Annotated in this window: 5 protein-coding genes; 2 read left to right on the top strand and 3 right to left on the bottom strand. The window is 60.4% G+C overall.

What is annotated here, in order from left to right:
- Positions 1–23: 23 nt before the first annotated feature.
- On the bottom strand, positions 24–1,094 hold the full coding sequence (locus LJE91_06400) for an RNA-dependent DNA polymerase (protein MCG6868363.1): 1,071 nt from the start codon (positions 1,092–1,094) through the stop codon (positions 24–26).
- Here LJE91_06400 and avd point away from each other — a divergent pair.
- On the top strand, positions 1,093–1,428 hold the full coding sequence (avd, locus tag LJE91_06405; GenBank protein ID MCG6868364.1) for a diversity-generating retroelement protein Avd: 336 nt from the start codon (positions 1,093–1,095) through the stop codon (positions 1,426–1,428). The genes LJE91_06400 and avd overlap by 2 nt on opposite strands.
- An 85-nt stretch (positions 1,429–1,513) precedes the next feature.
- Here the strand turns inward: avd and LJE91_06410 are convergent, their stop codons facing one another.
- Both LJE91_06410 and LJE91_06415 read right to left on the bottom strand, forming a co-directional pair.
- Entirely contained in the window at positions 1,514–1,813 is a 300-nt protein-coding gene (locus LJE91_06410; GenBank protein ID MCG6868365.1) for an SUMF1/EgtB/PvdO family nonheme iron enzyme, read from the bottom strand.
- Positions 1,803–2,540, bottom strand: a complete 738-nt coding sequence (locus LJE91_06415) for a formylglycine-generating enzyme family protein (protein ID MCG6868366.1) — start codon at positions 2,538–2,540, stop codon at positions 1,803–1,805. The genes LJE91_06410 and LJE91_06415 overlap by 11 nt, the downstream gene beginning before the upstream one ends.
- A gap of 377 nt (positions 2,541–2,917) precedes the next feature.
- Here LJE91_06415 and LJE91_06420 point away from each other — a divergent pair.
- Positions 2,918–3,344, top strand: a 427-nt coding sequence (locus LJE91_06420; protein MCG6868367.1) for a DUF2252 domain-containing protein, incomplete at its 3' end; no start/stop codon positions are given.

Here is a 3,344-nt window from a genome sequence, read left to right on the forward strand (position 1 = left end):
GATAGCGCCGGTCGCGAAATGCTTCAGGCGGATACGCGGGCCAGGACATGACGGCGCAACCCCCAACTGTCCGCATAGCGCACGTGATTGATCCAGCCCTGCACGCTGGCGTCCAGCTCACCGAATGTGATCTTCCCGCGCCGCCACTCCTCGTATCGCTTTCTGAGACGTCGTGTCGCACACACGACCTTGCGGCGTTTCAGACGACGATACTGAGGGTACACGACGAATCCCAGCCAGGGGATTCCGGTTCGGACCGGAACCACCTGAGCACTATGCTCGTGAAACCGCAGACGCAGGGTCTCGAGGCGGCCGTGTACGGCCTCTTTCCATTCCCACAGCTGTTGCTTGGAGTTGGAGAACAGCGCGAAGTCATCGACGTAACGCACGTAACCTTTGCATTGCAGCTCACGCTTGACGAAAGTATCCAGAGGATGCAGGTAGCAGTTGGACCAGAACTGCGACGTCAGATTTCCGATAGGCAGGCCCCGTGGACGGCAGAGGGCCAGGAGGTCGTCTCCGGGGAACAGAGCGGGTTCGTATTCCTGGTCCAGCACCCCCTTTCCGCTGTCGATGATGGTCCCGGCCAGCGAAAGGGTACGTTCATCGTGGAGGTGGCGGCCGAGGATATCCAGCAGGATCCCGTGGTCGATGGCCGGAAAGTGCTTGACGATATCGAGCCGCAGGACGTAATCGAAGGATTGCGCAAGGCGTTGGAGACGGTCCACGGCCCGGTGCGTGCCCTTGCCCCGTCGATTTGCATAGCTGTCCGGGATGAAGCGGCCGTCTAAAATCGGCTCGATCACATTGCACAGGGCATGATGCACGACGCGGTCCCTGAAAGGTGCGGCGCTGATTCTCCGGCGCTTCGGTTCATGAATGTAAAAATGGGTGTAGGGGCCGGGACGGTAGGTATCCCGTTCCAGCTCGGATTTCAGTTCGAGCAGCGCGTCGGCCAGGCCGCATTCGAACGCTGCCGCGGGCGCTGACCGCCGTTTGCCTTTCGATGCCTTTTTCCAGGCCGAGTAGAGATTCGAAAATTCGCAGACCTTTCCAAAATCATCTTCGGGAGCCGCCAACGTGCAGGAAGACATGATCATCTTGACCAGGACATTCGATTTGCTCGCCTGGCTATTGCCGAAAACGGACAAGTTTCCGAAAACCCACCGGTTCAGCACGACACGGCGCTTGATCGAAGCTACGCTGGATTTCCAAGAACGCCTGTTTATCGCCCGCAAGCTCCGTGGCCCGCAGAGGAGGTCCGTGCTGATTGAATGCGACACGAAGCTCGATATCGTCCGACTCTACCTGCGTCTGGCGCATCACTGGCATTGGTTGAGCGACGGCCAGTACGAGCATGTGAGCCGGCAGGTAGCAGAGCTGGGCAGACTACTGGGGGGATGGATAAAACAAAGTGGTAAAAAATAGGGCGCTCCGGGCTTTCGCCGGGGAGCGCCCCCCTTCGATATGCGCCCGACGCCACCAGGCGTGCGGACCGGACGCACCCGCGCCATTAAACCACTCTGCCGTGTCCTGCAAACCATGGTCGACAGGCCCTCACGCCTGCAAAGCGGTGGGTAATGTGGGCAGACGACAACACCCGAAACCCGATGTTGTTGTTACGGTTGTCGGGATTGTTCCTGTTGCGGATCGCGGCGCGCGCGTTGTCTGGATTGTTGATCCAGGAGCCGCCGCGCAGCACGTCTGTCATATCCGGGGCGCCCGACTGGACAAGCCAGCGCGCGAATTTTCGCAAAAAATCGCGCCCGGCGCTATCGCGCCGGTCGACAGCGGACAGACGATCAGCGGCCATCGATGGGGGCAGACGACAACACCCGAAACCCGATGTGGTGGTAACGGAAGTCGGGACTGTGCCCGCCGCGGAACGCGGCGCGCGCGCTGCCTGGACCGAGGAACCAGGAGCCGCCGCGCAGCACGCGAAAATCACCACTGTTGTCAGCGGCGATCACCTCTGGTTTATCGTACTTGTTAAGACACCACTCCCAGACATTGCCGGCGAGATCCAGCACGCCCTCGCTCGAGGCCCCCTGCGGGTACACCCCCACGGCGGTCGTCTGTTCCAGGTTCCACGGTCCGATCTTGTTCTCCTTTTCGTCGACATTCGCAAAGCCGGAGCGGTAGTCCCCGCCCCACGGGTAGTCGCGCCCGCCCCTGCCCCGCGCCACCCGCTCCCACTCCTGCTCCGTCGGCAGGCGGACCTCGTAACCGAGCTGTGCCGAAAGCCAGCGCGTGAATGCCACCGCCTCGTACCAGTCCACATTGGTGCGGGGGCGATTGGGCTGCGACCAGCTTGAAGTTTCAGGCTCTGGTTTCCGCAGGTCCTGCCACCAGCGTTCGTCTTCGTATCCCCCTGCTTCGACGAATGCCTGGAACTGGACGTTGGTGACGAGGTATCGTGAAATGAAGAACGTGTCCCGAGAAATGCGCTCCTGCTCTTCACCATAAAGAAATTCCCCGCCCGGTATCCTGACCCAATCGATATCGGGAACGAAAATCTTGTTTGGGGTTAGGTCTTGCATTTTGACGCCTGGCTTCGAATCGCTCGTCCTACCGTGTCCGGGGTCAGGTCTTGCATTATGGCATCTGGCTACGGATCACTCGCCCTGCCGTCGCCGGGTGCAGATCGAAATGATCGGCAATCTCACGGTAGCTGTAGGCACCGGTAGACTAGGCCGCAATGACGGCAGTATTGCGCTCGCGGTGTTCGGCTGACGTTGCCTCACGTGCAGGCGCGGGGTTCCTGCCGATTACCCCGGGGCGTCACGCGGTAGAATACGCCAGCGATCCCAATGCACAACAGTCTGGCCATGGATTCCAATATATCCTGGCTTGTACCAGGTTGCTACGCGAGGCCTGACTCTGACGATCAGGGACTCGACCCCGGGAGGAGACCGCTCTGGGCAACTACTGTTGGTATCATGCGACGGATCGTCGGCTGGTGTTAGACATTGGCGACTTCGACGAGACGCATCCCGGTCCGTTCGAGTGGGACCTCAAGCGGCTGGCCGCGAGTGTGATGATCTGTGCGCGCCACAACGGTTATTCGGGAATGGAGTGTCGTTCCACGTTTCTGCCGTCTGCCGAGTGGTGCGCGGGACACGTCAGGGGGAGACGAATAGCTCGAAACGGTCGGAGAGGCCATTTCGAGCTATTGGTTTTTAATATCCACAGCCACTCATTCTCACATTGTCCTGGTCAAGGTGCCCCCCGTCGTGGGTTCCCGGCAGATCGGGCAGGGAGAACTCGGGCCAGGATTCTCATTCGGTCCCTCCATCACCGGCCCCCGCTGAGGAAGCGGTACATGAGCCACCAGATCCCCACGG

The sequence above is a fragment of the Gammaproteobacteria bacterium genome, from assembly GCA_022340215.1.
Taxonomy (GTDB): domain Bacteria; phylum Pseudomonadota; class Gammaproteobacteria; order JAJDOJ01; family JAJDOJ01; genus JAJDOJ01.